Annotated in this window: 18 protein-coding genes; 6 read left to right on the top strand and 12 right to left on the bottom strand. The window is 57.1% G+C overall.

The genetic code is table 11. The features are described 5' to 3' along the window. Nucleotides 1–18: 18 nt before the first annotated feature. Together K787_RS22565 and K787_RS0107955 are read right to left on the bottom strand one after the other, a co-directional pair. Complete coding sequence (locus tag K787_RS22565) at nt 19–276, bottom strand: DUF2835 domain-containing protein (protein WP_022962266.1); 258 nt, start codon at nt 274–276, stop codon at nt 19–21. Then, nucleotides 277–5,175 (bottom strand): NAD-glutamate dehydrogenase, encoded by a 4,899-nt coding sequence (locus tag K787_RS0107955; RefSeq protein ID WP_022962265.1) that lies wholly within the window; start codon nt 5,173–5,175, stop codon nt 277–279. Nucleotides 5,176–5,360: 185 nt separating this feature from the next. Here K787_RS0107955 and K787_RS0107950 point away from each other — a divergent pair, with 185 nt between their 5' ends. The 6 genes from K787_RS0107950 to K787_RS0107925 are packed head-to-tail and all read left to right on the top strand — an operon-like array spanning nt 5,361 to nt 12,212. Next, nucleotides 5,361–6,320, top strand: coding sequence for an AAA family ATPase (locus K787_RS0107950; protein ID WP_022962264.1), 960 nt, complete (start codon nt 5,361–5,363; stop codon nt 6,318–6,320). Between the two features lie 2 nt (nt 6,321–6,322). Continuing rightward, nucleotides 6,323–7,273 carry a DUF58 domain-containing protein gene (locus K787_RS0107945; protein ID WP_022962263.1) on the top strand — a complete coding sequence of 317 codons (951 nt, stop codon included), beginning with the start codon at nt 6,323–6,325 and terminating at the stop codon, nt 7,271–7,273. Continuing rightward, nucleotides 7,270–7,731 (top strand): DUF4381 domain-containing protein, encoded by a 462-nt coding sequence (locus tag K787_RS22560; protein ID WP_022962262.1) that lies wholly within the window; start codon nt 7,270–7,272, stop codon nt 7,729–7,731. Before K787_RS0107945 ends, K787_RS22560 begins: the two co-directional genes overlap by 4 nt. Further along, on the top strand, nt 7,724–8,743 hold the full coding sequence (locus K787_RS0107935; RefSeq protein ID WP_022962261.1) for a vWA domain-containing protein: 1,020 nt from the start codon (nt 7,724–7,726) through the stop codon (nt 8,741–8,743). Before K787_RS22560 ends, K787_RS0107935 begins: the two co-directional genes overlap by 8 nt. After that, nucleotides 8,740–10,536, top strand: a complete 1,797-nt coding sequence (locus K787_RS0107930; RefSeq protein ID WP_022962260.1) for a VWA domain-containing protein — start codon at nt 8,740–8,742, stop codon at nt 10,534–10,536. The genes K787_RS0107935 and K787_RS0107930 overlap by 4 nt, the downstream gene beginning before the upstream one ends. Further along, on the top strand, nt 10,533–12,212 hold the full coding sequence (locus K787_RS0107925) for a BatD family protein (RefSeq protein ID WP_022962259.1): 1,680 nt from the start codon (nt 10,533–10,535) through the stop codon (nt 12,210–12,212). Before K787_RS0107930 ends, K787_RS0107925 begins: the two co-directional genes overlap by 4 nt. 150 nt (nt 12,213–12,362) lie before the next feature. Here the strand turns inward: K787_RS0107925 and K787_RS0107920 are convergent, their stop codons facing one another. The 10 genes from K787_RS0107920 to K787_RS22555 form a co-directional block, all read right to left on the bottom strand. Continuing rightward, complete coding sequence (locus K787_RS0107920; RefSeq protein ID WP_022962258.1) at nt 12,363–14,711, bottom strand: efflux RND transporter permease subunit; 2,349 nt, start codon at nt 14,709–14,711, stop codon at nt 12,363–12,365. Between the two features lie 40 nt (nt 14,712–14,751). Then, a complete protein-coding gene (locus K787_RS0107915) occupies nt 14,752–15,888 on the bottom strand; it encodes a YCF48-related protein (RefSeq protein ID WP_022962257.1) in 1,137 nt (378 codons plus the stop codon). Nucleotides 15,889–16,115: 227 nt separating this feature from the next. Further along, nucleotides 16,116–18,494 (bottom strand): efflux RND transporter permease subunit, encoded by a 2,379-nt coding sequence (locus K787_RS0107910; protein ID WP_022962256.1) that lies wholly within the window; start codon nt 18,492–18,494, stop codon nt 16,116–16,118. A 426-nt stretch (nt 18,495–18,920) separates the two neighbouring features. Beyond that, entirely contained in the window at nt 18,921–21,572 is a 2,652-nt protein-coding gene (pepN, locus tag K787_RS0107905) for an aminopeptidase N (RefSeq protein WP_022962255.1), read from the bottom strand. A gap of 10 nt (nt 21,573–21,582) precedes the next feature. Further along, nucleotides 21,583–22,413 carry a DUF2797 domain-containing protein gene (locus tag K787_RS0107900; RefSeq protein ID WP_022962254.1) on the bottom strand — a complete coding sequence of 277 codons (831 nt, stop codon included), beginning with the start codon at nt 22,411–22,413 and terminating at the stop codon, nt 21,583–21,585. After that, the gene (locus K787_RS0107895) at nt 22,413–22,679 is read right to left on the bottom strand and encodes a YeaC family protein (protein ID WP_022962253.1); all 267 of its coding nucleotides are present in this window, start codon (nt 22,677–22,679) and stop codon (nt 22,413–22,415) included. Before K787_RS0107895 ends, K787_RS0107900 begins: the two co-directional genes overlap by 1 nt. A 58-nt stretch (nt 22,680–22,737) precedes the next feature. Further along, the gene (locus K787_RS0107890) at nt 22,738–23,586 is read right to left on the bottom strand and encodes a rhomboid family intramembrane serine protease (RefSeq protein ID WP_022962252.1); all 849 of its coding nucleotides are present in this window, start codon (nt 23,584–23,586) and stop codon (nt 22,738–22,740) included. A gap of 7 nt (nt 23,587–23,593) precedes the next feature. Continuing rightward, nucleotides 23,594–24,559 carry a metallophosphoesterase gene (locus K787_RS0107885; RefSeq protein WP_022962251.1) on the bottom strand — a complete coding sequence of 322 codons (966 nt, stop codon included), beginning with the start codon at nt 24,557–24,559 and terminating at the stop codon, nt 23,594–23,596. Then, nucleotides 24,559–25,443, bottom strand: a complete 885-nt coding sequence (locus tag K787_RS0107880; RefSeq protein ID WP_022962250.1) for an NAD(+) kinase — start codon at nt 25,441–25,443, stop codon at nt 24,559–24,561. Before K787_RS0107880 ends, K787_RS0107885 begins: the two co-directional genes overlap by 1 nt. A 157-nt stretch (nt 25,444–25,600) precedes the next feature. Then, entirely contained in the window at nt 25,601–26,437 is an 837-nt protein-coding gene (locus tag K787_RS22555) for a chromosome segregation ATPase (RefSeq protein ID WP_022962249.1), read from the bottom strand. Nucleotides 26,438–26,507: the final 70 nt, after the last annotated feature.

Genomic DNA, 26,507 nt, shown 5'->3' with positions numbered 1-26,507 from the left:
CAGAGTATACCTGCTCTGTCAGGACCTGGGGGCACTGCAGGGCCCTTCTCCGCCCAAGCGTTCCAATGACAACAGCTTCCCCTGCGCAGTAAAGCGCATAAGAAAGCTGCCATAGACACCCTCATGGGTTAGAAAAGGTCGCAGGTGATGGGCCGGCAAACTGACTCGCCGCCCATCACGACTAACCATCAAAACCCGGCCCGCCTGGCCCCGATACCAGGCCAGGTAGCGTTCGGCGGGCAGGGCCACATCGACAATCAACTGCTCTTGACTCAATCAGCCTTCCTCCGCCACAGCCTCTGCCTCAGCTTGGACTTCAGCACCACTGTGCCGCGCAGCTTGGGCTAGATCCAGTAACTCGCGCATGGCCACAGCGACCATCGGATAATCACCAGCACCAGCACTCTTCAGGTCCGTGAGCATGGCACGCCAGCGTTGCACCAGAACCGGATTCAGCTCGGTCCACTTCTGCACTAACTGCTCCACCGTGTCGCCTTCACTAGCCAGCTGCAACACCGAGATAGTCATGGTCCGCGTCTGCCAATCCAGGTCATCCCGGTAGCTCTCCCGCGCCAAGGCCTGCCAATGGTTGTCGACGGGCAAACTATTGACCTGCTGCCCAAACCAGGGTAACTGCAGCTCAGAGCCAAGGGCAAAGAACAGTTGGGCCACCAGTTCAGCGGGCTGACCGGTAGCGTCTGCCGCCTCGATGATGCCGAGCAAGGTATAGAAGTGCCCGGTACCTGCAACCAGGCGCGCGATCTCCTCAGGCACACCGGCTTCGACGTAGCTGTTGAACTTACCTTCCCATGCCGCCCGCACCGGGCCTTCAAACAGCCCATCGAACTGGCCCGCAAGGGACTCGATCCGCGGCGCAAAATGCGCTACTTCGCGCTCGGCATTCAGATCACCACGCCGGTTGCGAATAAACCAGCGCGTCGCACGCCGTCCCAGGCGCATCAGGTCATCCATCAGTTCCAGCTGCACCTCGGCTGGCACTTGGTAGTCCAGGGCTTCGATGGCAGCAAAATGGCTTTGCAGACTGAACACGTCCCGCGCGACCACATAAGCACGGACGATATCGCCGGCCAGCGCGCCGGTCGATTGCTCAAGGCGACGCAAAAAGGTAATGCCCATATGGTTGACCAGGTCGTTGGCCAACTGTGTGGCGATAATCTCGCGACGCAAGCGGTGATTACGCAACGCAGGTGCATACTTTTTCGCCAGTACTGCTGGGAACGCGGTTTCCACCTCACGCGCCAGATAGAGGTCCTCAGGCACATCGGTAGCGACCAAGGCTTCCTTGAGATCACCCTTGGAATAAGAAATCAGTACCGACAATTCGGCTCGGGTCAAACCTCGGCCCTGGGCCGTGCGCTCGGCCAACTGATCATCCTCCGGAATGTACTCCAGCGACCGGCTGAGCTTGCCGCTGGCTTCCATGGCACTGATGAAACGCCGATATTCCGACATGGTTTTTGCCGCTTGGCGCTGCGCCAAGCTGATCGCCTGGGTTTGTTTGTAGTTGTTGGTGAGCACCAGCTCCGCTACCGCATCGGTCATGCTGGCCAGCAACTTGTTGCGCTGCTTGCCAGTCATGTCCTGGGCGGCCACCACTTCGTTAAGCAGAATCTTGATGTTCACTTCGTGGTCGGAGCAATCCACCCCGCCGGCGTTATCAATAAAGTCGGTATTCAGTGCACCGCCGTTCAGGCAGAACTCGACACGCCCCAATTGGGTCATGCCCAGGTTGCCGCCTTCACCGATCACCTTGCAGCGCAGGTCGCGGCCGTTGACTCTAAGGATGTCATTAGCCTTGTCACCGACATCCGCATGGCTTTCAGCCGTGCCTTTGACATAGGTACCAATGCCGCCATTCCAAAGCAGATCCACCGGCGCCTTGAGCAATCGATGGATCAACTCATTGGGCGTGAGTTTGTCGGCATCGATATCGAACAGCTTTTGCATCTGCGGAGTCAGAGTGATCTGCTTGAGGCTGCGCGCGAATAGCCCGCCGCCCTTGGAAATCAGTTTCTGATCGTAATCAGTCCAACTGGAGCGCGGCAGATCGAATAAGCGCTGACGCTCATCAAAGCTGGCCTGCGGGGCCGGATCCGGATCGATAAAGATATGCTGATGGTTGAACGCAGCTACCAGCTTGAGGCTGCGCGACAGCAGCATGCCGTTACCAAATACATCACCGGCCATATCACCAATGCCAATCACCGTAACCGGATCGCTCTGCACATTCAGACCCAACTCACGGAAATGCCGCTGCACCGAGACCCAGGCGCCCTTGGCGGTAATACCCATCCTCTTGTGGTCGTAACCGGCGGAACCGCCGGAGGCGAAGGCATCGCCCAGCCAGAAATCGTATTCAGCGGCTATACCGTTGGCAATATCCGAGAACGTAGCCGTGCCTTTGTCTGCGGCAACGACCAGGTAAGGATCGTCTTCATCATGGCGCACAACCTGAGCCGGCGGCACGACCTTGCCTTCCTGCAGATTGTCGGTCAGATCCAGCAGCCCCTTGATAAACAGACGGTAGCAGGCGATCGCCTCCTGCTGAACCTCATCGCGGCTACCCCCCATGGGCAAGCGCCGCGGTACGAAGCCACCTTTCGCGCCCACCGGAACGATCACCGCATTCTTGACCTGCTGGGCTTTGACCAATCCCAGCACTTCGGTGCGGTAATCCTCTTCCCTATCTGACCAGCGCAAGCCACCACGCGCGACTTTGCCGCCGCGCAGGTGCACGCCTTCAAAACGTGGTGAATACACGAAAATTTCGTACATTGGCCGCGGCAATGGCAGCTCTGGAATCGCCCGAGGATTGAATTTCAGACTGATGTAGTCCTTCACCGTGCCAGCGTCGTCATTCTGATAGAAATTGGTCCGCAGCGTGGCTTTGATCAGGTCCAGGTAACGGCGCAATATCCGGTCCTCGTTCAGGACGGCAACGCCGTCCAGAGCACCGACGATCGCCTGATCGAGACGCTGCTGCATATCCTCCAGGTCATCGGCGGAGAGCTTACGCGCCAAATAAAAGCGCGTTTTGAACAGCCGTACCAACTCGCGCGCGATATCCGCGTGGGTGACCAGGGTATTGGCAATGTAAGGCAGCTCGAAGCCCAGACGTATCTGCTTCAGATAGCGCGCATAGGCGCGCAGCAACGCCACATCACGCCAAGACATACGCGCCAGCAGCACCAGCCGATTGAAGCCGTCGTTCTCCGCCTGTCCGCGCCAAACCTGCACGAAAGCGTCACGAAACAGTTCGTTGACCTCCTGGATATTCAGGCTACTGTCCAGGGCATAGGTGAATTCGAAATCATGAATCCAGAATTGCGTGCCATCTCTGCGCTCGAAGCAGAATGGGAACTCGCCCATAACCCGCAGTCCGAGATTTTCCAGAATGGGCAGAATATCCGACAGTGGTAACGGCTCGTGCAGATGATAGAGCTTGCAATGCAACACACCGGTTTTCTGCGATAGGGGCTGATAGAAACTCATCGCCAACTGCTGCTCGCTGTTCAGGCTCAGCATGTGCTTCAAATCAACTACGCCGCTAGCGGGGGTGAAGCGCTCGGTGTAACCGGCCGGGAAACCCTTGGCAAACTCGTCCAGTGCCTCAGTGGCCTTGGCTTCGCCGAGGGTCTCGAGCAGGCGATCACGAAAATCGTCCTGCCAGTTGCGGCAGATCTGTATCACGTCCTGCTCAATCTTGAGGGGGTCCACATCCAGATCCTTCTTCGGGTCAACACTGAGAATAAATTGGGTACGCGCCAGTACCGACTCGGAAAAATAGGTCCAGAACTCGCATTCGGTTGCCTGCAAGCGTTCTCTCAATACCTTTTCGATCTTCAGGCGAATATCTGTGGAGTAAATGTCCCGCGGGATATACGCCAGGCAATAGTAAAAACGCCCATAATTGCCACTGCGCAGGAACACCCGAATCTGGTTGCGCTCCTGGATCTGCACGATACTCAGCGCCGTTTCACCCAACTGCTGCTCGGACATCTGGAATAGATCGTCACGCGGCAGCACCTGCAGCACCTGATCGAGCTCCTTGCCCAGATGGCTATGCGCGGTAAAGCCGGACGCTTTGCGTACCGCCTCAACCTTGCGCCGCAAAAGCGGAATATGGTCGACAACGTCAGAGTACACTCTGGAGGTGTAGAGCCCCATAAAACGGTGCTCTACCAGGACTTTTCCCTGGGCATCAACTTCGCGGATAGAAACGTAATCCGGGTAGGCCGGCCGGTGCACCTTGCTGAAATCAGAGGCTTTGGCAAATGACAGCAGTATTGGGGCTTGCAAGTACTCGAGCACCTTGTCAGGCAGACCCGCCAACGATTCATCACGCCGATTGAGGCTCAGCACACCCAGGCTCGCGTCGGTGTCGACACCCAGCTGTTGATGCTCCAACCCATTGGCAACACTGAAGCGTTCATAGCCAAGAAAGGTAAAGTGATCATCTAACAGCCATTTCAGAAAGGCTTCACACTCGACACGCTCTTTGGCAGGATAATAACTGAGCGTCTCGCTCTTGCCTTTGAGCGCCTGAATCAAGCTCTCTGCCTGTACCCGCATTGCGGCGAAATCACCCACTGTTGCGCGCACATGGGACAGTACCGTCTTCAGGCGATTGCTCAACTGCTTCAGTTCACCGGCGCTTGAACAGCGGTCAACCTCAATGTACATAACGGACTCATGTGCTGCCTTGCTTGGCACCTTGTCGCGCCCATACAGCGTTTTCAACTGGCCTTTTTCATCGCGCTCTACTGCCATCACGCTGTTTTGCAATGTGTGAATGGCATAACCGGCACGGTTCAACTCCATGCGCACCGAATCCACCAGAAAAGGTGAATCCCTATGCACAATTTCCACGATCGAATGCGTCGATTGCCAGCCGTGTTGCTGAATGTCAGGATTGAACACCCGCAGCTTCTCAATATCACTGTCGTAGTGTTTGAAAAAACGCCAGTAAGAGAGCGTGCAGCCCAGCAGATCGGTGTCATGCCGAGCCAGTAGCTCTTCAAGGGGAACAATGCCGAAAAACTGTTCGCTGAAGCGTTGAAGGATATCTTGCTCGCCGGGCTCGACGAGCTCACGCAGACGTTCTTGCAGGATGTTGATAAATTCTTTTCTATCGCTGGCCATAATAAATGCCATGCTGCCTCCGGGTGACCCGTTTACGAACTGACCCCTCATGGGTCATGGGGATGTGAAGAAGATGCGCGCGGCGTAGTCACTAAAACTGGCCGTTAAAAGGCATAATAATCAGTCTAGACCATAGACCTTTCGTTACAGTGACAGTTTCGTGCATGGACACGACACCAAGGGATGGAACACAACTTATGACCCACTACGAATCCATTCAACAACTGCGTACCTGGATGGCCAGCCAGATTTTCGGTCAGGAGCAACTGATTGACCGCATGCTGATCTGTCTTCTCGCAGGGGGTCATGTGCTGGTTGAGGGCGCGCCAGGATTGGCCAAAACCAAAGCCATCAAGACACTCTCGGAGGCCATTGAGGCTGATTTTCACCGTATCCAGTTCACCCCCGACCTACTGCCGGCTGACATTACCGGGACCGAAGTATATCGGCCTGAAACTGCCAGCTTCAGCTTTCAACAAGGGCCTATCTTTCATCATCTGGTATTGGCTGATGAAATCAATCGCGCACCGGCCAAGGTTCAGTCAGCACTGCTGGAGGCCATGGCTGAAAGACAAGTGAGTATTGGCCGGGAAACCTATCATCTGCCCGAGCTGTTCATGGTCATGGCGACCCAGAACCCGATTGAGCAGGAAGGTACCTATCCCCTGCCCGAGGCACAGCTAGACCGGTTTCTCATGCATGTACGGATCGGCTTCCCGGACGCAGCTCTGGAGCGCCAGATACTTCACCTGGCACGCGGCGAGGCCCAGGGTGTGAACGCGCGTATCGGCCAGCGAATCAGTCAGGCATCGATACTCGCCGCCCGCCAGGAAGTCCTGGGGCTGTTTATGGCCGAGGCTGTTGAGGAGTACCTGATTCAACTGATCATGGCTACCCGGCGTCCCGAGCTGTATAGCCCACAGCTAGCGGAGTGGTTGCAGCTGGGCGCCAGCCCGCGTGGCACCATTGCCCTGGACCGCTGTGCCCGCGCACATGCCTGGATGGCTGGCCGCGACTTTGTCAGCCCCGAAGATGTGCAAGCCATCGTCCACGATGTGCTACGCCATCGTCTGATGCTCAGCTTCGAAGCTGAAGCCGCCGGGATAGATGCCGACAAGGCAATCAATCTGCTAGTCGAATCGGTCGCCGTGGTCTGAACATGAAGCCCAGAGCCCCCGAGTGTCGCGTCTATATCAGCCTGGAGAATTTGCTGGAGAGCCGCCAGCATTGCCAACGGCTACCGCTATTTCGCGGGCCGGTGCGGGCCAGCCGACAGTTGGGGCAACAATACACGCGCCTGCGCGGGCGCGGTGTCGATTTTGATCAGGTGCGCAGCTACCAACCCGGCGACGATATCCGCAGCATTGACTGGCGCGTAACTGCGCGAAGCAACAAGGTCCATACCAAGGTATTCAATGAGGAACGTGAGCGGCCGGTATTTATCATGTGTGAACAGAGCGATCGCATGTTCTTCGGCAGTCAGACCTGCACGAAATCCGTCATGGCCGCAGACGCAGCCAGCCTGATTGCCTGGACCGCATTAGCCCACAACGACCGCGTCGGCGGCGTGATCTTCGGTGCGGAATGTCATGAGGTCCGCCCGCAACGCAACCGCCGGGCTATTTTACGCCTGTTCAGCCTATTGCAGCAGGCCAATAATGCGCTGCAACCCGCCAGTCAGTCGATTGGCGATAACCAGTCTGAGCCGTTGAATCTGGCCCTGCGGCATAGCCGCGAAGTGGTCCGACCGGGCAGTATTTTATATCTATTGTGTGATCATGCCGCGATCGACCAGGTCAACCCGACGTTGCTAGTCAACCTGGCCGCGCACAACGATCTGGTGCTGCTGCCGGTGTACGACATCCTGGAAAGCCAACTGCCGATTGGCAAAGTCCTCGAGTTCAGCCAGGGCGAGGAGCGTGTTACGCTGAATACCGCTGATGCCACACTGCGTGCGGCGTACGCTAGTCAGTTTATTGCCCAGCAGCACGCCTGGCAGCGACTCTCGAGACGCTTTTCCTGCTCGCTGTTCAGCCTGCATACGGGCAGTAGCGCGGTGGACCAGTTGCGCGACATGCTTAGTAGCCACAAGCATCGGAGCGCGCAGTGACTGAGGCCCTGCTCAACACACTGATACACCCCGCCGCGCCCGCGCCTATACCCTGGTGGCCTCCGGCGCCCGGCTGGTGGCTGGTGCTCGGAGCAGTCTGCCTGCTCAGCCTGACGGCACCTTTTTTGCTGATGCGCTGGCGGCGCAGATCGGCGATAAAACTACGCGCCCAACAGGCATTGCGCGACATCCCGGCCACCTTGACCGACCAGCAATGGCTTGCCGAGGTCAACACCTTGCTCAAGCGGTTGCTTAAACAACGAGGCGACGCAGCCGCCACCCGGCTGTTTGGCCAAGCGTGGCTGGACTATCTTTGCGCTCACTACCCGCGGCCGCAAAGGCGCAGTCTGGAGCCGCTAGCCGCAGATCTGTACCGGAAAACGCCGCAGCTGAGTGCGCAGCAGCGGCGGGACCTGCATCGTGAGTTGCGCCGTTGGTTGAGGCATAACCATGCTTGATCTCGCTTGGCCCGCTGCCGCGCTTTTATTGCCGTTGCCCTGGTTGCTTCGCTGGCTGCTGCCAGCAGCCAGCAATCGTACAGCGGCACTGCAGGTCGCCTTCCTGCCACGCTTGCAGAAGCTCCCGGTTGAGGCCACAGCCCAACCCATGGCAGGCCAACGCGGGCGCTTCGCATTGATCTGGCTGTTACTGGTGTTGGCCTGCATGCGCCCTCAATGGCTTGGCGACCCCCTGCCTATCAGCGTCAGCGGACGCGACATGATGATCGCCGTGGACCTGTCGGGGAGCATGGAATATGCCGACATGCAGCTTGAAGGCGCGATTGTAGACCGCCTGACCTTAGTCAAAAAGCTGCTCGGCGATTTTATCGCGCAGCGCCAGGGGGATCGCATCGGTCTTATTCTGTTTGGCTCCAACGCCTATGTCCAAGCGCCTTTGACCCACGACTTGAACAGCGTTCGCGTCTGGCTCGATGAGGCCTTTATTGGCCTGGCGGGGCGACAGACGGCGATCGGCAATGCCGTGGGCCTGGCGGTCAAACGGCTAACGGACGAACCCGCCGAAAGCCGTGTACTGATTCTGATCACTGATGGCGCAAATAACGCTGGCCAGATCAACCCGCTTCAAGCGGCCCGCCTTGCTGCCACAGAACATATCCGTATATTCACCATCGGTGTCGGCGCCGAAAGCGCCCTTGGGTCTAACGCAACAGGAATGCTGGCACAGGGCACCGACCCTTCGGTGGAGCTGGATGAAGGCACGCTAACTGATATTGCCCTGGCTACCGGCGGAGAATATTTCCGCGCCCGCGATGGCGAAAGCTTCAATCGCATTTACCAACGCATCGAACAGCTGGAACCGGCGCTACGCGACCGGCAGCCGCGGCGCCAGGCCGAGCCGTTGTACCCCTGGCCGCTGGGTCTGGCGCTACTGCTGAGCTTGCTGCTCGCGGCCATCAACCTGATAACGCATTCAAACCTGATTATGCATGCAAAAAAAGGTGCGCCATGACCACTGACGCGCTGCTAGGCTTAACCTTTATGCGTCCCTGGGCCCTGTTGCTTCTGCCATTCGCGGCGGTTTGCTGTTGGCTGCTCTATCGCCAGGTCAACCAGCACTCGGCGTGGGATAGACTGCTGCCGGCAGCCATCCGCCAGGCACTACTGCAGCGCCAGTCTGGAGGCAGGCATGCCGGGCGTTTTCTGTTTCTCGGTGCCGCCTGGCTGATTGGGATTGTTGCCCTGGCCGGGCCAATCCGCGAATCACCCATACCCGCTGCCCAGGCAAACGACTCAGCCCTGGTCATAGTCTGGGAAATCTCGCGCAACATGCTGGCCACTGACCTGCAGCCCAATCGGCTGGAACGAGCCCGGCTAAAGATACGTGATGTAATGCACATGCGCGCGGACAGCCAGTTGGCCTTGATTGCCTACGCAGGTACTGCTCACCCAGTGACACCCCTTAGCAGCGATATGGACACACTGACTAACCTGCTTAACGCACTTGAGCCCAGCGTTATGCCTGAAGACGGCCAAAACCTGGATGCCGCTTTAACCCTTGCTACACAGATGATCGCCGACCTACCACCGGGCAACAGCCGTGTATTGCTGATCACCAGCGGTGCCCAAGGCCAGCAGCTGGAAGCGTTGCGCGGCCATGCCAGCCAATTGGGCGGGCGCCTTTCAATACTCGGCCTGGGCACCGCCGAGGGCTCACCGGTGCCGCTGGCCGAGGGCGGGTTCATGCGCGATGATCAGGGGCGTATCTTGCTGCCCAGACTCGATAGTAAAAGCCTTGCCGTCATTGCGCGTAATACCGGGGCACGCTATCAGCAGATCCGGCTCGACGACCAGGATCTGGAGACCCTGGTCCCGGCAACGTCGAGCCTTACGCAAACGCCGCAGGACGCTGGCACCAGCCTCAACGATCAGGGTCACTGGCTTATCCTGCTGTTACTGCCCCTGGCCGCAATAGGAGCACGGCGCGGTTGGCTGGGGCTGCTACTGTGCGCAGCGCTAGTGCCGCTGCCTGCTGAGGCTTCCGCCTGGCAAGACCTGTGGCATAGACCCGATCAACAGGCCATGCAGCAACTGCAGCGCCAACAACCGCAAGCGGCGGCGCAGCTCTTCGAGAATCCGCAGTGGCGCGCTTGGGCACATTATCAAGCAGGTGACTATGCGGCAGCGGCCCAAGCCTATCAGGCGCTCCTGGATGCGCAGCCAGACAACGCCGACTATCATTTCAACCATGGCACGGCACTGGCGATGGCGGGTCAATACCAACAAGCACTGGAAGCCTACGAGCAGACGCTGACCAGAGCCCCGGAGCATCAACCGGCCAGACACAACCGCGCACGCATAGAAGCATTGCTGGAAGAACTGGCCAAACAACAGGAACAGGCCGACGAGGAGAATGATCAGCATAATGCTGGGGAAACACCATCCGCCACTGATACCGGGGGGCAAGAGGAAGACCGCGCTGCCACCCCGCCCCCGTCTACCCCTGATCAGGAACCAGCCACAGCGGATCCGCTTTCTGCGGCCGAAGCACAGAACGGCGTCTCTGCTGCCGACGCCCGCGCCCAGGGCGATACGACAACAGATAGCCCAGTGAGCCCGCCGCCCGCCGATACGCCATCTGACAACCTGGGCGACCGGGGTGACAGCAGCGCGGCGAACCGCAACAATGAACAACAGGCCGCGCTGCAGCAATGGCTGCAGGATATCCCCGATGATCCCTCCGAGCTGCTGAAACGAAAATTTCTTTACCAGCGACTGCGGCAACTGGAAGACCGATCCCAATGATTCGACGCCTAATGATCCTGCTCTGCGTGCTACTCAGCAGCCCCGCCGTCGCGGCCATTGAAGCCAGCGTAGACCGCACACGTCTGGTTGAAGGTGAAGCGCTTGAGCTGACGCTGGAGAGCGCAGCGGCAAATAGATTCAGCCGCCCTGAGCTGGACGCACTGGAAGAACATTTTGTCATTCAGAACACCCGCCAACTCAGCCTGATTAGCCAGCTCAACGGCCGCACCCAGCCGGTCACCCGCTGGGTGATCACGCTTGCACCCAAGCGTACTGGTTACGTCGTCATTCCCCCGGTGATCCTTGACCAAGCCCGATCCGAGCCGATCAGCCTGCATGTACTATCCGCCGAAGAAGCAGCCCGCGACGATAACGTGCAGATGGCGCCGGTGTTTATTGATACTGAAATGGACACCGAGTCGCCCTATGTACAGGCACAGGTGCTGATGACGCTGCGTATCTACCACTCGGTATCGCTCTATGATGACTCTAACCTGAGTGGGTTGGATATCCCTGATACCCGCGTCGAGAGCCTTGGTACGCCACGCCAATACGAACGCGTCATCAATGGTGTCAGGCATGGCGTTATCGAAGTCCGTTATGCTTTATTTCCACAGAGCAGCGGCGAGCTGGAAATTCCGTCGCAACTGTTCAGCGCCACCACCTTACAACCCCGCGATGCAACTTCGCCTTTCTCGGCCCGCAACGGGCGTCTGGTTCAAGTACGCTCGCCAAGCATTGTCCTGCAGGTAAAGCCGGTCCCTGACAGTTACCCGGCTAATGCGCCATGGTTACCTGCGCGATCAGTGACGCTGACCCAGACCTGGCAACCCGATCCCACCATTAATTTACTTAGCGGAGAATCACTCACCCGCTCTTTAAGCATCGAAGCCGATGGCCTCAGTGCCAATCAGTTACCACCGCTCGCAAGCCTGACCGGCACCGAAGTAGACGGTCTGCGGCAATACGCCGACCAACCCAAGCTCGACAACAGCATCAGTGAACAGGGCGTACGCGGGATGCGCCAGGACAGCGCAGCCCTTCTGGTACAGAAAGCCGGAGAGTTCCTGCTACCCGCGCAGACCCTGTACTGGTGGGATACGCAGGCCGACCAGTTACAGCAGTTGGAACTGGACGCCATAACCCTCAATGTCATGGCCAGCGACAGCTTCGCTGCGGGGTCGGGATCCAGCGAACCGGTCAACGGCAATGATGTTCAGTTGCTTGAGGGGCCGCCCGTCTGGCCCTGGCAACTGGCGTGCGCGGTCCTGGCGCTGGCATTGAGCCTGTGCTTGTTGGCGCTGTACCGGTTGCGTCAACGCTTGCAGCTACTTGATAAACCCGACGCCGACGAAGAGATCTTCGATACCGTCGTGCAGGGCAACCCTCTGGCAGACCTGCAAACAGCTTGCCGCGCCAACCATCCGGCCGAGGCGCGCAAGGCGCTGGAAAGCTGGGCTCGGCAGCAGGATGCAGAAGGTTTGATCGCCATCACCCAGCGCCACCCTGAACTGGCTGACGCATTAGACGACCTGAATGCCAGCCTGTTCGGTCAAACCGAGAGCCACTGGCGCGGCAAGCCGCTATGGCGCGCGGTACGTATGGTAGTGCAGAGCCAGAAGCGCCAGGTTGCTGAAGACAGCAACACGCTGGAGTCACTCTATCCGAATGTATGATCCTGCGGCGACGCACTGCTAGCCCTAACCCCAGGCACCATCCCAACCCGCCCTTCCCCCTGAGCTGCGCTCAACCACCTGACATAAACCTGACATACAAAAGCCGCCCCAAGGGGCGGCTAAGACTAAGTTACTGCGCTGCCTTGCTTGCTAGCGCAGCTTCTCCGGACGAATCAGGAAGCGTGCCAGAGCCGGCAGCAGCCACAGCGCACCGAACATATTCCACAAGAACATGAAGGTCAGCAGAATACCCATATCAGCCTGGAACTTGATCGCCGAGAAGATCCAAGTGGCGACACCGATAGCCAGTGTGAAGCCAGTAAAGGTCACTGCCTTACCTGTGGTTTTCAAGGTTTCATAGTAGGCTTCCTGCAAAGGCAAACCCTGGCGCAGGTAGGTTTCCAAGCGACTGTAGATATAGATCCCGTAGTCAACCCCGATACCCACACCCAGCGCAATCACCGGCAAGGTAGCCACCTTCACGCCGATCCCCAGGAACGCCATCAGCGCGTTAGCCAATACCGAGGTCAGAGCCAGTGGAATGATGATGCACAGTACCGCACGGATCGAACGGAAGGTGATCAGACACATCAGGATCACCACCGCATAGACCGTTAGCAGCATCTTGGTTTGGGACGCCTCGATCACCACGTTAGTCGCCGCTTCAATACCTGCGTTGCCAGCAGCCAGCTTGAATACAAGCTCATCGGTGTTGTACTCAGCCGCGAATTCCTCCACCGCGTCAGTAGCCCGGGTCAGGGTGTCTGCCTTGTGATCTTCCAGAAACAGCATGACCGGTGCCAGGGAGCATTCGGCGTTAAACATGCCGGTGGGCGCCCGACTGATCGCGTTGTTCAGGTTATCCTGGTTACGCGACAGCGTCTGCCATCTGAGGTTGCCCTCGTTGTTACCCATGATCACCTGCTTGGCCACAGTCACCATGGACACCGCCGACTGTACCCCGGACAGGTTCTGCATCCGCCATTCCAACTGGTCGATGGCTTCCATGGTTTCGTAGGCCGAACACCTTTCAGGCGGCGTACTGACCATCACCACTAGCACGTCGGAACTGGTTGAGTAGTTGCTGATAATGAAGTCGTTATCCAGATTGTAACGCGAGTCTGGACGCAGCTCCGGGGCACCCGGATCCAGGTCACCAATCTCGACATTCTTGCCATGGTAGATACCAAAGCCGAAGGCGAGAACCGCCAGCACTATCGAAACGGGTGCCACCTTAGGGTGGGCGAACTTGGCCACGGCGAGCCACAACTTCTGCGGACGCGAAGCCATCTCACGGTTGCGCTCAACCGCCCTTTTGCTAATACCAATGTAAGACATCAGGATCGGTAGCAGCATCAGGTTGGTAAGAATAATCACACCCACGCCAACAGACGCGGCAATACCCAGCTCGCGAATAACTTCAATCTCGATCAGCAGCAGGGTAATGAAACCCACCGCATCGGAAATCAACGCCACAATGCCGGGAATATACAGGGAACGGAATGCCCGCCGGGCTGCGGTATTGGCGTCATCGGCGTTGGTATACTCAATGGCCATGCCATTGATGATCTGTACCCCGTGGGAAATACCGATCGCAAACACCAGAAAGGGCACCAGAATCGAATAGGGATCCAGGCCAAAACCCATGCTGCGCAGCAAACCTAACTGCCAGATCACCGCGATCACCGAGCACACCAACGTAGTCAGCGAGCTTTTCAGACAGCGGGTGAAAATCATCAGCAATACAAAGGTAATCGCCAAAGCACCACCAAAGAACATCACCACCAGCATGATGCCTTCAATCAGATCGCCGACTTTCTTGGCGAAACCGACTATGTGGATACTGATGTTCGGGTTTTCGCCCTGGAATTCGGAACGAATCTTCTCTTCCAACTGGCGGGAGAAATCGCCGTAATCCAGGCGCAGCAGCTCCCCCTGATTTTCTGGATTGGGATAGTACTCCTGCAGCGGCACTTCAATGATCGTCGACTTGAAGTTGTTGGCCACCAAACGACCGATTTCACCGGACTTGAGTATGTTCTCGCGCAATTCCTCAAGATCATCCTCGTTCAGATAGGCTGGTCGATTGGCCACCGGCCCACCATCAAAACCATATTCGGTCACTTCGGTCCAGCGTACGTTGGGGGTCCACAGTGAGCGAAGGTTGGAGCGATCAACGCCGGGAAGGAAAAAGACCTCGTCGTTAACGCGCTTGAGGGTTTCCATATACTCGGTAGAGAAAATATCTCCATCCTCAATGGCAACAGCGATGCGAATCGAGTTACCCAGGTTGGCCAGATCGTTCTGGTGTTCGATCATATTGACGATATAGGGGTGCTTCAGAGGAATCATCTTCTCGAAGCTGGTGTCTGGCTTTACTTGCGCGGCTTGATAACCCAGCAGTGCGGTTATTACTGCGAAAATAACCAAGACAATCATGCGGTTGTTGAAGATCAACCGCTCGACAAAGGGCGCTGTTTCCTGACGATGCTTGGACATCCAGTTTCTCCTGGAGTTTATTTATTCTGGGTGCAGCCGCTCAGCGAGCGACTGCGAGACCGTTCTCACCCGCCTTGACCGCGCCGCGCTGGCCAATAAGCAGGACGCTGCCATCATCCAGAACGGTACCGCTGGACAAAGCAACACGATCGGAACGAATCGCCACATTGAAAGTACGGCCACGATCATCACTGGTCAGCACCACGCCGCCGATGCCGACCACAACCATGCGGCCGTCTTTGGACAGGCTGCCGCTAGACAAGGTTGATTCCAGAGGACCGTTATTGGGGGTATCCAGGCTGACCTGCTCCCAGGTGTCACCGAAATCTTCCGAACGGAACATGTTGCCACGCAGACCCCAGGCCAGAACCACGTTGGCCTCGCCAGTGCCCGACGCGCCAAAGAAAGAGCCATCATAGGGTAGATCCGTCAGCGTCTCCCAGGTATCACCATAATCAGCTGAGCGATACATGGTGCCCAGTTCGCCAACCATAAACAGACCGGTATCGGCTATCTCGGTGATCGCGTTGTAATGGAAGCCATCTTCGTTATCGACGTCGAACGTCAGGTCTTCCCAGCTTGCCCCGCCGTCATCGGTTCGCAGGAACAGTCCATAGGCGCCTACTGCAAAACCGGTATTGGCGTCACGGAACCAGACATCCATTAGCGGCCGTTCAAGAAGACCACCGTCCTGATCGGCACGGGATTCTTCCAGCGCCGGATCCCGGTATTGCATTTCCCAGGTCTCGCCAGCATCAGCGGTGTGCAGAATCAGCGAATCATGGCCTACAGCCCAGCCGTTTTTCTCATCGGCGAAATACACGGCGGTGAGCAATTGGCGAGTCGGCACCGGTGCCTGAATCCAGCTGAGGCCCTGATCATCGGAATAAACGACATGCCCACGGCTACCAACCGCAACCAGTCGATCGCCCGCGTTAGCCACGTCCAGCAACAACACCTCACTGGCCTTGAATGAAATGACTGCGGGTTTTGTGTCGCCGGCGATGCTGTCCTGAGCAAAGGCAGTAGCAGCAGGCACACAGGTCAAGGCAGCGGAAAGGCCCAGAGCAGTCAGGATCTGACGAGACAAAGATTGTTTGCGACTCTTGCCTGCCAGTGGGTCTTTTTCACTGGCTTGGCAAAGCAGTAAAGCGCGCCGCTCGATGGGCTTACGCATACACCATTCCCCCTTATTCTTATAGGTGCCTGTGTTTTGATACAGGCATGGCAACCGCTGATAGCGGCTAATCAATAGTACCGGCCTTTGACAGACGCTGCCAACCGGCCACGGTTATCTTTTGTTAATCACCACAATGATATAGGAGGGGCTGATTAGACCGCTTTAGACGGTCTGAGCAGCCCGACCAGCCAGTCATTCGTTGACCGAATGACTGGCTTTACTGATCAATGGGTCAGCTTGCTGGCTGGCTTGTTAACCATCTTCGCCGGATTGATCAGGAACCGGGCCAGGGCTGGCAGCAGCAGCAGTGCACCAATCATGTTAACCAGGAACATGAACGTCAGCATCAAGCCCATATCCGCCTGAAATTTGATCGCCGAGAACACCCAGGTGGCCACGCCGATCGCCAAACACAGACCGGTGAACAGCACCGCTTTACCGGTGGAGCGCAACGTCTCGTAATAGGCCTCTTGTAGCGGCATACCTACACGCAGGAAGGTCTCCAGGCGGCTGTATACATAGATGCCGTAATCCACCCCCACGCCTACACCCAGCGCAATCACCGGCAAGGTTGCCACCTTCATACCGATCCCCAGGTAGGCCATCAGCGCGTTACCCAGCACCGAGGTCAGTACCAGCGGCAGCACAACACAGATGGTCGCAGCCAGAGAGCGGAAGGTGAAATAACACATCACGCCGACCCAGATATACACCAGCACCAGGATCAACAATTCGGAGCTGGCAATCTCGTCATTGGTAGCGGCTTCAATGCCAGCATTACCCGCCGCCAACAGGAACTTCATCTCCTCGGTATTGTACTCGGCAGCAAAGGCTTCAACGGCGGCAGTCGCGGTTTTCAACGTCTCTGCCTTGTGATCATTGAGGAACACCATCACCGGTGCCAGCGAACAGGTATTGTTGAACATGCCCTCGGGGGCCCGGCTGACCGCGCTGTTCAGGTTGTCCTGGTTACGCGACAGGGTCTGCCATTTCAGGTTGCCTTCGTTATTACCCATCAGCACCTGCTTCGCCACCGTCACCAGCGACACCGCCGATTGCACACCCTTGACATTAGCCATGTGCCACTCAAGCTGATCGATTGCCGCCATGGTCTGGTAAGACGAGCACATTTCCGGACCGGTCTCGACCATCACCACCAGAACATCAGAGCTGGTGGAGTAGTTGGAGATAATAAAATCATTGTCCAGGTTGTAGCGCGAATCAGGGCGCAGTTCCGGAGCGCCAGGATCCAAGTCACCAACCTGCAAATTGGCCTTCTGATAAAAGAACGCACTGGTACCACCGACCAGCGCCAGAATGACCAACACCGGGGCAAGTTTCGGGTGCGCGGTATAGGACAAAGCGCGCCAGAAAGGATGCTCGCGCACCGCGTCGCGCTTGCTACGCTCGATTGCCCTTTTACTGATACCCAGGTAGGAAATGGTCACCGGCAGCATGATCAGGTTGGTGAAAACGATCACCGCCACGCCCACCGAAGCACCAATGGCCAGCTCGTGAATAACGCCGATATCGATAACCAGCAGGGTAATAAAGCCCACCGCATCGGCCAGAATCGCGATCATACCGGGCAAAAACAGCTGTCGGAAGGTACGACGGGCCGCGATCAAGGCATTATCAGCCTCACCGGATTGCAACGCGATACCGTTGATTTTTTGCACGCCGTGGGAAATACCAATGGCGAAGATCAAAAACGGTACCAGCATCGAGTATGGATCCAGCCCGAAACCGATCAGATTGATCAAACCCAACTGCCAGACCACCGCAATCAAGGTCGTCATCAGTACCGACAAGGTGCTACGCATGCACCAGGTAAACCAATACAACAGCACCAGCGTGATCAGCAATGCAATACCAAAAAACGCCACTACCGCACCCAGCCCTTCGATCAGGTCACCGACCTTTTTCGCAAAGCCAACGATATGAATCTCGATGTTGGGGTTCTCGTTCTGGAATTGATCGCGGATTTTTTCTTCCAGCATCGCAGAAAAATCACCGTAATCCAGCCGCAGCAGTTCTGACTGGTTCTCCGGATTGGGATAAAATTCCTGCAACGGTACTTCAATGATACTGGACTTGAAATTGTTCGCGACCAGACGGCCGATTTCGCCAGACTTGAGCACATTGACGCGCAGATCCTCGATCTGGTTCTGCTCCAGGTAAGCCGGATGACTGGCAACCGGCCCGCCATCAAAACCGTATTCGGTCACCTCCGTCCAGCGCACGTTAGGCGTCCACAGCGAACGCAATCCGGAGCGGTTCACCCCCGGCAGGAAGAACACCTCATCGTTCACGCGCTTGAGGGTTTCCATGTATTCACTGGTAAAAATATCACCGTCCTTGATGGAAACAGCGATACGGATCGAGTTACCCAGCCCAGCCAGATCGTCCTGGTGTTTAACCATATTGACGATATAAGGATGCTCAAGCGGAATCATCTTGGCAAAGCTGGTATCCGGACGGATTTGCGACGCCTGGTAGCCGAGAAAGACAGTAATCACTACAAAGATTGCAACAACCAACAAGCGGTTGTTGAACACCAGCCGTTCCATAAAGGTTTCGGCTTCGTGAATATTATTCGACATCCCGACTCTCCCGGCCCACAAGCCATCGATCATTTATTATTAGGTTTGGCACTGACTTTATTTGTCCGTCGACAACGAACGGCACAGCGGTTGCGTCAGTCGAGCCTGCGCTGACAGCCAGACACAGGAATCCACCCAGAGCCAGGTTACGGCCTGATGGCAAGTACTGAACAACAGAAAAAACGTCTCAGAAAAAGCGCTCAAAGCCCGATAAAATGGGCAAACACAAGGAACGGATGAAGCATGCCAGACAGATGGCTCCCCCATACATCAACCTCTTTTATTGTTATTCGGCGTCATGTTCGCACGACGGATCGGCTGATATTACAGAGGTTGTTACGACTACACTAACAGTTCATGGTTATCTTTTGTGAAGCGCGGTTCAGCACCGCGGCACCTGAAGTGCTGCGGTGCTGAACAGATCAGTCAGAGCAAAGACTTGCTCACCACTTCATACACATCTGCCGAGAGGTTGGCGGCCGACATAATCCGTGCCAATTCAGCCTTTATCAGATCTTGCCGGGCCTCATCGTATTTGCGCCAGCGCGTCAGAGGGGTCAGCAAGCGCGCGGCAATTTGCGGGTTGAGCGGGTCCAGCTGCAGAATACGATCAGCCAGAAAGCGATACCCTGACCCATCTGCAGCGTGAAAATTAACCAGATTCTGGTTGGCAAAAGCACCGATCAATGAGCGAACCTTATTCGGATTGCGCATGCTGAATGCCGGGTGCTCCATCAACGCCTCGACACGCTGCAAGGCGCCAGGCTGGCTCGCTGCGGCCTGGACACTGAACCATTGGTCCATGACCAACGGATAAGCGTGCCAGCGTTCGGCAAACTCACTCAAGGCTGCGTCCCTTTGCTGCTGGTGTGGCGAGTTGACCAGGGCTACCAGTGCAGCCTGGCGATCGGTCATGTTGTTGGCCTCGACAAACTGCCGTACGCAAAGATCCAGCGCCTTGCCCGACGGGCTGAGCATCAGATAACCAAGCAGGGTATTTTTCAGGCTACGGCGCGCCATGGCCGCAGCCGATGGGCTATAAGCCGCTTGATCATTCAGGGCCTGGTACAGCGGCCACATCTCGGCTTCCAACGCGACCGCCAGTTCCTGACGGACCCATTCCCGGGCATAGTGGATAGCATCGATATCGGCCACATCGGCCAGCTCCACCAGATAGGCTTCAGAAGGCAGCCGCAGTATTTCTGCGACCATCGCAGGATCCAGCGTGGTGTCGGCCAACACCGTGCGGTACACATCCAGCAAACGCTGATCCAGCATCAATGGCCGGCCGGCCTGATGAATACCCACCAACCCCTGAAGAATCTCCACCGCCAACGCCTGGGAAGCCTCCCAACGGTTGAAACCATCGGGATCATGCTTGGCCAGAAAAACCCGGTCATCACGGCTGTACGGATAGGTCATTTTCACCGGCGCAGAAAAGCCGCGCAGCAAAGACGGCAGCGGCTCTTCAGTGATGCCGGTAAAGGTGAATACCTGCTCTGCCGCCGTCACTGCGAGAACCCGCTCGGTACCCTGAGGCTGTGCTTCCTCGGCTAGTTGCAGCGGCATTTCCACGCCCTGCGCATCCAGCAAAGCCATCCGCACCGGAATCACCTGTGGCTTTTTCTCGCTCTGGCCCGGCGTCGGCGGGCAGCTCTGGCGGAACAGCAAGCTGAACGTCGCAGCCGCAGCATCATAGCGCCCTTCTACGGCTAGCCGTGGCGTGCCAGCTTGGCTGTACCAACGCTTGAACTGAGTGAAATCAGCGCCATTGGCATCTTCCAGGGCCTTGACGAAATCATCACAGGTCACGGCCTGGCCATCGTGCCGTTCGAAATACAGATCGGTGCCCTTGCGAAAGCCCTCCGCGCCCAGCAGCGTGTGCAGCATGCGCACCACCTCGGCACCCTTCTCGTAGACGGTCAGGGTGTAGAAATTGGCAATTTCGATAAAGGAATCCGGGCGCACCGGATGCGCCATGGGACCGGCATCCTCGGCGAACTGGTTGGCGCGCAAAAAGGTTACACCTTCAATACGATTGACCGTTTCCGAATTCATGTCAGCGGAAAATTGCGAGTCACGCAGCACGGTGAAACCTTCCTTGAGCGACAACTGGAACCAATCGCGACAGGTCACCCGATTGCCCGACCAGTTATGGAAGTACTCGTGCGCGACCACCGCCTCGACCCGCTGGAAGGCCAGATCAGTAGCGGTGTCCGCATGCGCCAACACGCAACTGGAGTTGAAGATATTCAACCCCTTGTTCTCCATCGCGCCCATATTGAAGTCGTTAACTGCGACGATCATAAAGATATCCAGATCGTATTCGCGGCCATACACCTCCTCGTCCCAGCGCATAGAGCGCTTGAGGCTGTCCATTGCGTGCGCGCATTGTTCACGATTTTCCGGCTCAACGTAGATGCGCAGGTCGATGTCGCGCCCGCTCATGGTCGTGAAGCTGTCCTGAATCAGGCACAGGTCGCCGGCCACCAGAGCGAACAGATAAGCCGGCTTGGGGAAGGGATCCTCCCAGGTCACCCAGTGGCGGCCACCTTCGTGCTCACCCGCAGCAATCGGATTACCGTTTGACAGCAGCACCGGGTAATCGCCGCGCTCGGCGATCACCGTGGTGGTAAAGCGACTCATCACATCCGGGCGGTCCAGATAATAGGTGATCTTGCGAAAGCCCTCGGCCTCGCACTGCGTACAAAACATCGCCCCGGACTGATACAACCCCTCAAGCGCGGTGTTGTCTCGCGGCTTGATTCGCGTGGTGATCGCCAGATCGAATGACGCTACGGCAGGCTGCAGGCGCAGACTGTCCGCGTCTACCTGGTAGTCACTGCTTGCCAGCGACTGATCATCTACGGCGACTGCCAATAATTCGAGTTTCTGGCCATCGAGCACCAGCGCCGGCAGAGTCTGGCCGTTCTTGTCAGTATTCAGCTGCACGCTCAAACGGCTATGCACCAGCGCATGATCCTCGTGCAGTTCAAAGGTCAGATGCGTTTCGCTGATCCAGTAATCGGGTTGTTCATAGTCCTTGAGGTAAATGGTCTTGGGTTGTTCGGTACGCATGGCGTTCTCCTCAGGACACACTGACAGACAGTGTATAGGCGGTGTATTTACGAATATTAATGACGCCTGTATCGAGTATTAGATACTGGCCCTTGATACCCAGTAGGGTACCTTCAAGGACCGGCTCCTTGTCCAGGTTGGCTGATTGCGGCTTGGCGCTGTATTGCAGCACCGGGTAACGGATTTCGGTCACTTGCGCGTGCACCGGCTGAATAGCCTGCAGGCCGTGTTGTTGCTGTAGTGCCATAATGCCCTGCGCGGCGCCATCCAGCAGCCGGTCGCGCGCGGCCAGCATATCCACCGGTTCCGGTTCACCCTTGAGCAGCGCGCGCCAATTGGTTTTGTCCGCCACCTGCTGACGCAGCAGATCTTCCAGCAACCCGGATTGCAGCCGAGTGGAGACCCGCATGATCGGCAACGCCTGGCTTGCGCCCTGATCCATCCAGCGCGTCGGCACCTGACTTGCGCGGGTAATGCCGACCTTGAGCCCGGAAGAATTGGCCAGATAGACAATATGATCGGTCATGCAAAACTGCTCGCCCCAGGCCGGTTCACGGCAGGTGCCCAGGTGATGATGGCACCTTTCAGGGCTCATGATACAGGTATCACAGCACGCCAGTTTGATCATGCAGGGGTAACAATAGCCCTGGCTGTAACTCTTTTTCGTGCGCCGCCCGCAATGGCTGCAATGAATCAGACCCAGCGATTCCAGGCGCAAGGTTTTACCCAGGCATTCGTTGAGCGGCAGGTGCGCATCACCAATTGGGAGGTGATAACTGACCGGAGAATCCAGCGCGGTTCTAAGCTTGCTGATACCGCCTTGACCTTGCAGATAGGCCATCAGTGCAACGTATCCGGACCGGTGGAAAACAGAATATTGGGCACCGTTTTCGCCTCGGATTTGCAGCCCTGTGGGCCCATATAGCCGGTACGCTGCTCTTCAGGCAGATTGCCCTGCTCCCAGGCAATCATTGCCTGCAAGCACAGCTCCTTCTGCTCCTGGGTCAACTTGCGCCCATCGGCCCACTTGCCGATCTCGACTGCGGTTTTCAGGCTGGCATAAACGTCGGGGGTAATATTGCGCAGCATTTCGGCAAAGCTGGTCATGATGTCTCCAGAAAAAGCGATGTCATTAGTTCAATTCTATTCATTGCTGGGGTCATTGCTAAGCTGCGTGTCGGGCGCGTTCCAGACCACCGGCTATAAGGCCGGCAGCACAACCGACCAGCAACCCACTGACGTGAGCAGTATTGGCTATCGCGCCAAAACCCAGCAACGTAATCAGCCCGGACAGGCAGAGCACCAGCCACACCAGCATTAACACCACCACACCTTTAGGTAGGGCAAAATGCACATTGGGGGCCAACCACTGATACAGCCAGCAATAACCCAATAAACCGTAGAGCACGCCAGACAACCCGCCGAACAGCGCATGACCGCTGACCCACCACTGCGCAGTGTTTGAAATCACCGCAAACAGCAGCGTCAGGCCCAGCAACCAAAGCCCGCCCGAGCGCATCTCGATGCGCCGGCCCAGCTCCCAGTACCAAAGCGCGTTGAACGCCAGGTGCATCAGGCCAAAATGCAGGAATATCGGCGCCACCAACCGCCACCACTGGCTCAGATCGATTTGACTGGCGAAATAGCCATTCGCATCCACCGGCACGAAGGTAAACAATCCGATACTCTCAGGGCGGCTGCCCATCCCGGTCAGCAACGCGACGACACCGGTCAACGCCAATATAATCAGTGTGACCGGTATTCTGCGCCATACCAGCGGCCAACTGGCTCTAGCTGATTGCGTAGCCGACCGGTCCGCCGGCATATCAGCGACCAGATCAGCAATACCTTCAGCATAAAATGCCTGGACGATCTGCGCACCGGCTTCATCGTGGGTCCAGACAACCTGTTTGCCGTCTTCTTCGGTAATGCGATGTACCACCCCCCGGCTACGCAGGAAGTGGGTAAAGCGACTCAGGTCTTCATCCAGGGAACATTGCAATGCGCGGTACATGCTTACCTCAAGCCAGTCTGGGTACATCGACCCAGACAAAATGATCGCGGTGCAGGTGCTGCTCACCCTCCCAGCGATAGGCGACCAGTTTGCCATATTTCACCGCGCTATAATCCAGACAGGCGAGATTCGGCCTGATCGGGTGCGGATTGCCCTGTTGCCAGTAGTGCCCGACAAACAGAATCGGCTGATCTGCATCATAGAGCAGCAGCTCGGCCTTTTGATCGTCACTCAGGGGTCGGGCGGCGACATCATCGGGCAAGGCATCGGGCTGAAAAACGATGTCGCCGTAGGTCTGCGGCTGCTCCTCCCAGAATTTGGTGCGGAACGCCATGCGCGTTAGCCCGTCCTTGCCGGTCATACTCTGACCATGTGGCAGGCGCATATCTATCCCGCGCAGCAAGCGCTCCAGCACTTGTGAAGCGAAGCTCTCATGCTCAGTAGCCGCCTCGAGAAATTCCCGATCAATGCAGCCGTCGGCATACTGCGCGGCAAAAGGCTTGATCAGATTTTCGTCCCAACAGGCGTGTACCAGGCGGATATCACCCATATCCATAAATAGCGGCAAGCTGTAGAACCAGTCAAGAAAGTAGCTCCATTCATCCGGCCAGGCCGCGAACTGCTCCAGGGTATCCTGAATTTGCCTACGGTTGCGCTCGGTATGCTCGCGGATATATTGCCTGCCGCTACCCGCCGGCGCCGGCGTACTCCAGGCCAGTGCGTTGATCTCGTGGTTACCCATGATGCAACTGGCGGCGCCCGCCTCGACCATGTCATGCACCAGGTGCAGCGCCTCACGAATACGCGGCCCCCGGTCAATAATATCGCCCAGAAACAAAGCCTTGCGCGTCGGATGCCGCCATACCCCAGCCTGCACCGAATAGCCCATACGTTCCAGCAACTGCGTCAGGGTTTGCGCACATCCGTGTACATCACCAATGACGTCATAACCTTTGAAGTCGCCCGCGGCCATCATTGATCCGTCAGGCGGCTTGACCAGCCGAGCTTGCTGCGGCAGATCGCATAGAAATTGTGGTCCAGCGGATGCAGCAGGCGCAGTTTCTGCGGCTTCTTGCGAATCGTCAGGCTATCGCCCGGCGCGCAGGCGATATGCACCTGCCCATCGCTGCTGACCTGCGGATAAATGCCATTCTGCTTGGAGATAATGATCTTCAGCTCGCTGTTAGCGTCCACTACAATCGGCCGGCTCGACAACGTGTGCGGAAACATCGGCACCAACACCATGGCATCCAGTTTCGGATGCATGATCGGTCCGCCAGCAGACAACGAATAGGCCGTCGAACCGGTCGGCGTAGCGACGATCAACCCATCCGACTTCTGACTGTAGACAAACTGGCCATCGATATAGAGCTCAAACTCGATCATCCGGGCCGATTTGCCCGGATGCAGCACCACGTCATTCAGCGCCTCACTGGTGCCGAGCTGCTCATCACCGCGACGCACGAACACATCCAGCAAGAAGCGCTTCTCCACCGTATATTGCCCGGCTAGCACTTCACCTACCCGGCTTTCCAGCTCATCGGGCGAAATATCGGTAAGAAACCCCAGGCCGCCGCGATTCACCCCCAGTACCGGGACGTTATAGCGGCATAGCGCCCGCGCAGCACCCAGCAAACTGCCATCGCCGCCCACCACAATGACCAGATCGCATATCTCGCCCATCATCTTCCGCGAACAGACCTGCAGTTGGTGCCCGGGCAACAGATCAGCCACGGCATCTTCCAGAATCACGCTATGGCCATTGTCCAGCAGAAACCGCTTGAGGCGTTTCAGCGTATCGACCACCTTGCCACTACCCAGCCGCCCGATTAATCCGATATTACGGAACTGCTCCATACCACCTCACTCTTGCAGCCAATGGGGCAGCCGTCATGACTGCCCGGCATCACGCCGGTGTGTTTGAATTAGACGATTATCCGCAGCCAACGCGACGCTGGCAAATGGCGGCCGTTAAAGATGAGTGTCAGGAGATGGCAAACCGGGCGAAACCCGGTTATTCAACGTCGGAGGGGGTGCGGCTTTGCAGGCGGGACAGATCACGTTTTAGTGCCACATTCAACTTCTGCTGCTGGGCCAATTCGTTCTTGATATCGCCCAGTTCACCCTGGATGATCGCCAGGTTATCCTCGTGCTGCTGCCGCAAGGCAATCAGCTCGGCGTGCTTCTGCTGCACCAACTGATCGATCTGCTCGTGCAATTCGGCAATCTCAGCATCCTGTCTTGCGCGCTCTGCGGCCCTTGCGTCCACCGCGCTGGCAGAGTCACTAACAGCAGACTGATTGGCGCCGTCGATCGGCACAACATTATTCACACCGCCGTACCAGGCATCTTCAGCAGCCACCTGCAGGCGGTCTGTCTGCAACACCGTCAGCGTCTCCTCATCGTCGCCGAGGATACCCAGTGTATTACGCGTGACTGCTTCTTTGATCATCAGCAGATCGGAGCGTCCGCCGCGCTGCCCCGGCTTCCACAGGTGAGGCCGGTATTTTGTATCAGACGCAAAGCCCAGACATACCAGACGAATCGGTCCGCCGCCCATATCGGGGCCGCGACCCGCCTTTTCGACCATATTGCGTAGCGGCATATTCCACAGGCTGTTGATGTTGCCATCCAGATCAAAATCGATGGTAAAGAACACCGCACCCCTTACATGCAGTCGGTTGCTGATCTGCAAGAAAACCGCTTCGACTGTTTCATCAGCGAATTCAGGGCTCGACACCAAACCATCGAGTAAAGCCTCGAATTCTGGATACAACATTTCCTTAGCGATACCCCGCTCGGAAAACAACAATACCGCCTCAGTCAGCAACGGCTTGCGCACTGTATTCATCGATCGCTCCCGCTGGGTCCGTTCAGCCTTCTCCAGATGTAACATAATCCTACGCTTTTTAATGGCAATT

The organism is Halopseudomonas pelagia CL-AP6 (genome assembly GCF_000410875.1).
Lineage (GTDB): Bacteria > Pseudomonadota > Gammaproteobacteria > Pseudomonadales > Pseudomonadaceae > Halopseudomonas > Halopseudomonas pelagia.
This window is presented reverse-complemented; position numbering and strand designations above follow the sequence as displayed.

What these genes read in the sequence shown, in the direction of transcription:
- K787_RS0107955 (WP_022962265.1), bottom strand. Translation starts at nt 5,175, where the DNA reads ATGGCATTTATTATGGCCAGCGATAGAAAAGAATTTATCAACATCCTG.
- K787_RS0107950 (WP_022962264.1), top strand. Translation starts at nt 5,361, where the DNA reads ATGACCCACTACGAATCCATTCAACAACTGCGTACCTGGATGGCCAGC.
- K787_RS0107945 (WP_022962263.1), top strand. Translation starts at nt 6,323, where the DNA reads ATGAAGCCCAGAGCCCCCGAGTGTCGCGTCTATATCAGCCTGGAGAAT.
- K787_RS0107935 (WP_022962261.1), top strand. Translation starts at nt 7,724, where the DNA reads ATGCTTGATCTCGCTTGGCCCGCTGCCGCGCTTTTATTGCCGTTGCCC.
- K787_RS0107930 (WP_022962260.1), top strand. Translation starts at nt 8,740, where the DNA reads ATGACCACTGACGCGCTGCTAGGCTTAACCTTTATGCGTCCCTGGGCC.
- K787_RS0107925 (WP_022962259.1), top strand. Translation starts at nt 10,533, where the DNA reads ATGATTCGACGCCTAATGATCCTGCTCTGCGTGCTACTCAGCAGCCCC.
- K787_RS0107920 (WP_022962258.1), bottom strand. Translation starts at nt 14,711, where the DNA reads ATGTCCAAGCATCGTCAGGAAACAGCGCCCTTTGTCGAGCGGTTGATC.
- K787_RS0107915 (WP_022962257.1), bottom strand. Translation starts at nt 15,888, where the DNA reads ATGCGTAAGCCCATCGAGCGGCGCGCTTTACTGCTTTGCCAAGCCAGT.
- K787_RS0107910 (WP_022962256.1), bottom strand. Translation starts at nt 18,494, where the DNA reads ATGTCGAATAATATTCACGAAGCCGAAACCTTTATGGAACGGCTGGTG.
- pepN (WP_022962255.1), bottom strand. Translation starts at nt 21,572, where the DNA reads ATGCGTACCGAACAACCCAAGACCATTTACCTCAAGGACTATGAACAA.
- K787_RS0107900 (WP_022962254.1), bottom strand. Translation starts at nt 22,413, where the DNA reads ATGGCCTATCTGCAAGGTCAAGGCGGTATCAGCAAGCTTAGAACCGCG.
- K787_RS0107895 (WP_022962253.1), bottom strand. Translation starts at nt 22,679, where the DNA reads ATGACCAGCTTTGCCGAAATGCTGCGCAATATTACCCCCGACGTTTAT.
- K787_RS0107890 (WP_022962252.1), bottom strand. Translation starts at nt 23,586, where the DNA reads ATGTACCGCGCATTGCAATGTTCCCTGGATGAAGACCTGAGTCGCTTT.
- K787_RS0107885 (WP_022962251.1), bottom strand. Translation starts at nt 24,559, where the DNA reads ATGGCCGCGGGCGACTTCAAAGGTTATGACGTCATTGGTGATGTACAC.
- K787_RS0107880 (WP_022962250.1), bottom strand. Translation starts at nt 25,443, where the DNA reads ATGGAGCAGTTCCGTAATATCGGATTAATCGGGCGGCTGGGTAGTGGC.
- K787_RS22555 (WP_022962249.1), bottom strand. Translation starts at nt 26,437, where the DNA reads ATGAATACAGTGCGCAAGCCGTTGCTGACTGAGGCGGTATTGTTGTTT.